The 3,723-nt window shown below is 46.7% G+C and carries 2 protein-coding genes, 17 tRNA genes and 1 rRNA gene; all 20 read right to left on the bottom strand.

What is annotated here, in order from left to right; genetic code table 11:
* Positions 1 to 14: 14 nt before the first annotated feature.
* The gene (gene sufC, locus LBW89_RS27165) at positions 15 to 794 is read right to left on the bottom strand and encodes a Fe-S cluster assembly ATPase SufC (protein WP_225040917.1); all 780 of its coding nucleotides are present in this window, start codon (positions 792 to 794) and stop codon (positions 15 to 17) included.
* A complete protein-coding gene (locus tag LBW89_RS27170) occupies positions 775 to 1,284 on the bottom strand; it encodes a MarR family transcriptional regulator (RefSeq protein ID WP_225040918.1) in 510 nt (169 codons plus the stop codon). Before LBW89_RS27170 ends, sufC begins: the two co-directional genes overlap by 20 nt.
* Positions 1,285 to 1,797: 513 nt before the next feature.
* A tRNA-Leu gene (locus LBW89_RS27175) sits at positions 1,798 to 1,877 on the bottom strand.
* A gap of 28 nt (positions 1,878 to 1,905) precedes the next feature.
* Positions 1,906 to 1,982: transfer RNA gene (locus tag LBW89_RS27180), tRNA-Arg, on the bottom strand.
* Between the two features lie 11 nt (positions 1,983 to 1,993).
* Positions 1,994 to 2,079 (bottom strand) — tRNA-Leu (locus tag LBW89_RS27185).
* Between the two features lie 12 nt (positions 2,080 to 2,091).
* A tRNA-Cys gene (locus LBW89_RS27190) sits at positions 2,092 to 2,165 on the bottom strand.
* Between the two features lie 12 nt (positions 2,166 to 2,177).
* A tRNA-Gly gene (locus LBW89_RS27195) sits at positions 2,178 to 2,252 on the bottom strand.
* Between the two features lie 4 nt (positions 2,253 to 2,256).
* Positions 2,257 to 2,331, bottom strand: a tRNA-Gln gene (locus tag LBW89_RS27200).
* A gap of 22 nt (positions 2,332 to 2,353) precedes the next feature.
* A tRNA-His gene (locus LBW89_RS27205) sits at positions 2,354 to 2,429 on the bottom strand.
* Between the two features lie 27 nt (positions 2,430 to 2,456).
* Positions 2,457 to 2,530, bottom strand: a tRNA-Trp gene (locus LBW89_RS27210).
* 7 nt (positions 2,531 to 2,537) lie between these two features.
* Positions 2,538 to 2,623, bottom strand: a tRNA-Tyr gene (locus tag LBW89_RS27215).
* Positions 2,624 to 2,626: 3 nt separating this feature from the next.
* Positions 2,627 to 2,702 (bottom strand) — tRNA-Thr (locus LBW89_RS27220).
* 24 nt (positions 2,703 to 2,726) lie between these two features.
* Positions 2,727 to 2,802: transfer RNA gene (locus LBW89_RS27225), tRNA-Phe, on the bottom strand.
* Positions 2,803 to 2,884: 82 nt separating this feature from the next.
* Positions 2,885 to 2,961 (bottom strand) — tRNA-Asp (locus LBW89_RS27230).
* Positions 2,962 to 2,992: 31 nt separating this feature from the next.
* Positions 2,993 to 3,066 (bottom strand) — tRNA-Met (locus tag LBW89_RS27235).
* A 16-nt stretch (positions 3,067 to 3,082) separates the two neighbouring features.
* A tRNA-Val gene (locus LBW89_RS27240) sits at positions 3,083 to 3,158 on the bottom strand.
* 62 nt (positions 3,159 to 3,220) lie between these two features.
* A tRNA-Glu gene (locus LBW89_RS27245) sits at positions 3,221 to 3,295 on the bottom strand.
* A gap of 23 nt (positions 3,296 to 3,318) precedes the next feature.
* Positions 3,319 to 3,410: transfer RNA gene (locus LBW89_RS27250), tRNA-Ser, on the bottom strand.
* A 3-nt stretch (positions 3,411 to 3,413) separates the two neighbouring features.
* Positions 3,414 to 3,489, bottom strand: a tRNA-Asn gene (locus tag LBW89_RS27255).
* 114 nt (positions 3,490 to 3,603) lie between these two features.
* Positions 3,604 to 3,723, bottom strand: a 23S ribosomal RNA gene (locus LBW89_RS27260); the annotation flags it as partial.

A 3,723-nucleotide genomic window follows, 5' to 3' on the forward strand; every position in this document is an offset into this window, starting at 1 on the left:
TTCCTCCTCCGCTTTTAAACTTCTTCGCCTACCGTCTCATCCGTAATCCCTAGCTCCTCTTTGACCCAATCGTACCCTTCAGCCTCCAGACGATGGGCAAGCTCCGGGCCGCCGGATTTGACAATCCTGCCTTGCATCATGACATGCACAAAATCCGGGGTAATATAATTCAACAGGCGTTGATAATGGGTGATGATTAAAAAACCTCGATCCGGGCTGCGCATCTCGTTTACACCATTAGCCACAATACGCAGTGCATCAATATCAAGCCCGGAATCCACTTCGTCCAGAATCACGATCTTGGGTTCAAGCAGCATCATTTGCAAAATTTCATTCCGCTTTTTTTCACCGCCGGAGAATCCCTCATTCAAATAACGATGCGCGAATTCCGGATTCATCTCCAGCCCTTTCATTTTGCTCTCCATTTCACGGATAAAACGGATTAAGGAGATCTCCTCGCCTTCTTCACGCCGTGCATTGATGGCACTTCTGAGAAAGTCCGAGTTCGTTACACCGGCAATTTCACTAGGGTATTGCATCGCGAGAAACAAGCCAGCCCGGGCACGCTCATCCACCTCCATCTCCAGAAGGTCTTCATTGTCCAGTGTCACCTTGCCATCAGTAACCTCATATTTGGGATGGCCCATTAAAGCCGAAGCCAACGTGCTTTTTCCCGTCCCATTAGGTCCCATAATCGCATGAATCTCTCCGCCATGAATCTCCAATGTGAGCCCTTTTAAAATTTCTTTTCCTTCAATCTTGCTTCTTAATTCCTCAATCTTTAAGGTCGTCATTCTCCCATACTTCCCTTCCGTAGAGTTTTTCGGCACGCGTCAACAAATCACTCATAAATTTTCCGATCGTCTGTAACTCCGTCTCAGAATAGGATTGGATAAATCGGTAGAACCCCTCTTCTTTCTCTTGATGCAGTTTTTTATGCAAATGATAAACACATCTTCCCTTATCCGTTAAGCTAAAATAAATCTCCTTCCGATTGTTGTTCAGTTGACTTCTCCTAATAAAGTCCGTTTCCAGCAGCTTTGAACAAATATTAGTAATGCTTGCTTTGGACAAATCCATTTTCTTCACGATTCCGGTATGGTTTATAGGTTCATAATCACCAATGCAATCGATCACGTGTACACTTGTAATATTGTTAGAAAGCATGTCGATCTGGTGCTCTCTGGCTTGTTGCCGAAACATGTCAATTTCATGTTCAGTATACAACTCATTCAGATGCAGCATTTTTAAATACTGCTCGTAAAGATGACGTTTAAACTCCAATTGCCCAAGCTCCTCTCTTTTGTAGTCATTGCACACCAAGTCTAATGTCAGGAATAGATGGTCACTTTTTGTTCAGCACTGAACAAAATTATTTTAGCATAACTGATAATGATTATCAATATCAGTTATATCGATAAGACGAAATTCTGCAGCACCTTTCATCGGTTCATTTGTCTTATGCTGCTTTTCCGACCTGTTAGATCTCACCTCCATGATCCGGGACTTATCCGTTTCGTTTCTTTCCGCACCTCCGCGTAGTCATTCATGGCCGTATTCTCCTCTTTTTTCAAGGGCTTCGCCACACATGGTCAATTTCAATTTCACTTTTCTATTAAAAAAGAGCGGGCTATCTATTCGATAACCTGCTCCTGTTCTTCATTTTTGGCTCACACCTAAACTTGATGATATTGCCCTCTTTTTCGCTCATTTCTTTGTAACAAAGAATCAAAAGTTTCTTAAGATATAAAAAAAGAGTTCATGAAATTGTGTACAATTCCATGAACTCTTTTGCAATGCCGGTGAAGGGACTCGAACCCCCACGGTTTCCCTCACGATTTTGAGTCGCGCGCGTCTGCCAATTCCGCCACACCGGCATGTTATAAACATAATATACAGTTATAATGGCGTGCCCTAAGAGATTCGAACTCCTGACCTTTTGATTCGTAGTCAAACGCTCTATCCAGCTGAGCTAAGGGCACTCAATCAAAAGTGCGGAAGACCAGACTTGAACTGGTACGGTAGTCACCTACCGCAGGATTTTAAGTCCTGTGCGTCTGCCGATTCCGCCACTCCCGCTTATAAAAGAAATGGAGGCGCCACCCAGATTCGAACTGGGGATAAAGCTTTTGCAGAGCTGTGCCTTACCACTTGGCTATGGCGCCATATATAAAAAATGGAGCGGACGACGGGAATCGAACCCGCGACCCTCGCCTTGGCAAGGCGATGCTCTACCGCTGAGCCACGTCCGCTTAATGGCTGGGGATATAGGATTCGAACCTATGGATGACGGAGTCAAAGTCCGTTGCCTTACCGCTTGGCTAATCCCCAACAACTTTATTTTAGATAAAAATGGGGCGATCGATGGGACTTGAACCCACGAATGCCGGAGCCACAATCCGGTGCGTTAACCCCTTCGCCACGACCGCCATAAAAGATATTAAACTATTTGAAGCTGGCAGGGGCAGCAGGAATTGAACCCACACCAAAGGTTTTGGAGACCTTTGTTCTACCTTTAAACTATGCCCCTTTAAAACTGGTGGAGGCTGATGGATTCGAACCACCGAACTCGTCAGAGAACAGATTTACAGTCTGCTGCGTTTGGCCACTTCGCTAAGCCTCCACGTGGTGCCGGCGAGAGGACTTGAACCCCCAACCTACTGATTACAAGTCAGTTGCTCTACCAATTGAGCTACACCGGCAAAAGTACTACATTTAGTTGTTAATGGTGGCTCGGGACGGAATCGAACCGCCGACACGAGGATTTTCAGTCCTCTGCTCTACCGACTGAGCTACCGAGCCGTATTGAAAAGATTTCGGAACCTTTCCACCTACGCCGGTACTAACAGCGGCGGTAACAGGGACAGTTTCCATCAAAGTTAAATGGCGGAGCCGACGGGATTCGAACCCGCGGTCTCCTGCGTGACAGGCAGGCATGTTAGGCCTCTACACCACGGCTCCACACTAGTTAAGCATCCCAATGAAGGGATAATTGCGGGGGCAGGATTTGAACCTGCGGCCTTCGGGTTATGAGCCCGACGAGCTACCGGGCTGCTCCACCCCGCGTCAGTCAAAGAAATTATGGTGGAGGCTGAGGGGATCGAACCCCCGACCCTCTGCTTGTAAGGCAGATGCTCTCCCAGCTGAGCTAAGCCTCCATGGGAAACACAAAACTTATTGTAGCATACAAAGTTATATAAGATCAAGTCTTTTGTAAAAATGGTGACCCGTAGGGGATTCGAACCCCTGTTACCTCCGTGAAAGGGAGGTGTCTTAACCCCTTGACCAACGGGCCATGAAACATGATTAGAATAATTATGGCGGAGAGAGAGGGATTCGAACCCTCGAGACGCTTGTGACGCCTACACGATTTCCAATCGTGCTCCTTCGGCCAACTCGGACACCTCTCCATATGGCTCCCCGAACAGGACTCGAACCTGTGACAACTCGATTAACAGTCGAGTGCTCTACCAACTGAGCTATCAGGGAATATTCATTTCAGGTTTGATCACCTGAAAACTGGATACGAAACGAATCTGCGTTTTAGTCTCCGCAAGTGCTCAGATCGGCTTGTTCAGCCTGACGCCACTTTTTGGAGTTATTTTGGATAAGCCCTCGACCGATTAGTACCTGTCAGCTCCATACATTGCTGCACTTCCACCTCAGGCCTATCAACCTCGTCGTCTTCAAGGGGTCTTACTAGTTGGGAAATCTCATCTTGAG

This window comes from Paenibacillus sp. alder61, assembly GCF_020179875.1.
In the GTDB taxonomy this organism is placed as follows: Bacteria; Bacillota; Bacilli; order Paenibacillales; family Paenibacillaceae; genus Fontibacillus; species Fontibacillus faecis.